Origin of the sequence: Curtobacterium sp. HSID17257, from assembly GCF_003989515.1 — a bacterium.
In the GTDB taxonomy this organism is placed as follows: domain Bacteria; phylum Actinomycetota; class Actinomycetes; order Actinomycetales; family Microbacteriaceae; genus Curtobacterium.
This window is the reverse complement of sequence record NZ_RBLU01000206.1, coordinates 1-1,801: the sequence shown is the minus strand read 5'-3', so window position 1 is coordinate 1,801 and position 1,801 is coordinate 1. Positions and strand designations below refer to the sequence as shown.

Sequence of the window (1,801 nt, the reverse complement as noted above, 5' to 3'; positions counted from 1 at the left end):
GACGACGGCGCGGACGCTCGCTGCACCGGGGACGCGTACTCCGCGACCGCCGCAGCGAGCGTCCGCGCCGTCGTCTCGCGGGCCTCCGGCCGCAGGTCGGCGACGGAGCGGAAGAACGCGCCGAGTCGGTCCTCCAGCCGCTGCGGGAGCGCCGACACGTCAGCCACCGCCGCCCACGGCACGAGCTCCACCGGCAGCAGGACCTGCACGTCCCGCCGCCGTGCCCCGCGCTCGTGCTGCACGAAGGTCCCGGCGAGCAGGTCACCGAGGCGTCGGGGGCGCGAACCGAACAGCGCCACGACGAACGCCACCGATCCCAGGGTCGACCAGAGCTCGAGCAGCCCGACCAGTGCGCGGGTGAACGCGTGCCGGAAGCCGATCGCGCCGCCGTCCACCCGGACCACACGGGTCCCGGCGGCGTACCGCCCGACGCTCTTGCCCCGTGTGACCGTCTCGACCCCGGCCGGGACGAGCACGAGCACGAATACGGCGGAGACGATCACGACGGGCATGACCCACGCCGGGTCGGTGCCGTCCGGCCACACCCGCGCGAGCCCGAGGAGCAGCATGCCGAGCAGTGCCACGAGGCACACGCCGTCGAGCAGCGCCGCCGCCAGCCGCAGCGCGATGCCGGCCGGCTGGACGTCGAGCGCGACGGCCTCGCCGACGACGAGCTCGTCGGCGGTCTCGTCGAGCGTCCGGCCGAAGCGGGCGTCGGACAGGTCGCGTGGTACGCGCGTCTTCCCCATGGGATCATTCTGTCGTGAGCGCGTCCCGACGGGGGCGCGGGTGCACGATCGGGGGAGGCACGTGGACCTGGAGGCCTACAGCACGGTGCACGGCGACCGCTGGGACGAGGTCGACCGGCTGGCACGTGCCCGTCACGGATCCGGTGCCGACGCCGATCGGCTCGTCAGCGGCTACCAGGAGGTCGCGACCGACCTCGCGCGCATCCGCGGCGTCGCGCCGGGCTCGCCGACGGGGGACCGCCTGTCGCGCACGCTCTTCCGTGCTCGCCTCCGCTTCACCGGGACACCGGTGGACCCGGTGACCGCCGTCACGACGTTCTTCACGCGCCACCTCCCGGCGGCGCTGTACCGCATCCGCTGGGTGACGATCTGGGTGGCGGCGGCGACCGTCGCGATCAGCGCGATCGTCGGCGTCTGGATCGGCTCGACCCCGGGGGCGGTCGCCACGTTCGGGAGCCCCGAGGCCCTGCGGCAGTACGCGACCGAGGACTTCCAGGCGTACTACTCGGACCACGGCCTCGGGACGTTCACCGCGCAGGTCTGGTCGAACAACGCCTTCATCGCCGCCCGGATGGTGGCCTTCGGCATCACCGGGCTGTACGTCCCGGTGTCGATCGTCCAGAACGCCGTGAGCCTCGGCGTCTCCGCCGCGATCATGCACTCGCAGGGGCGACTGGGCGACTTCTTCCTCTGGATCGCTCCGCACGGCCAGCTCGAGCTGTACTCCGTGTTCCTCGCCGGCGCCGCCGGGCTGATGATCTGCTGGTCGTGGATCGCCCCCGGTGCGCGCACTCGGGCGCAGGCCCTGGCGGAGGACGGCCGGGCGCTCCTCACCGTGGCGGTCGGCCTCGTGCTCACCCTGCTGCTCTCCGGCATCGTCGAGGGCGTGGTGACCCGCCAGGACTGGCCGTGGCCGGTGAAGATCGGCATCGGCACGGTCGCACTGGCCGCGGTGCTCTGGTACCAGTGGGTGCTCGGCGGCCGTGCGTACCGCGCGGGGGAGCGCGGCGACGTCGAGGAGTTCGAACGCGGCGCGACGGCGCTCGCCGCCA

General features: G+C 73.7%; 2 protein-coding genes. One reads left to right on the top strand and one right to left on the bottom strand.

Annotation, left to right across the window (positions count from 1 at the left end; genetic code table 11):
- A partial coding sequence (locus tag D8M35_RS16040) for an RDD family protein (protein ID WP_148113414.1) occupies nt 1-749 on the bottom strand: 749 nt, incomplete at its 3' end.
- Between the two features lie 61 nt (nt 750-810).
- Between D8M35_RS16040 and D8M35_RS16035 the strand changes: the two genes are divergently transcribed.
- A partial coding sequence (locus tag D8M35_RS16035; protein WP_148113413.1) for a stage II sporulation protein M occupies nt 811-1,801 on the top strand: 991 nt, incomplete at its 3' end.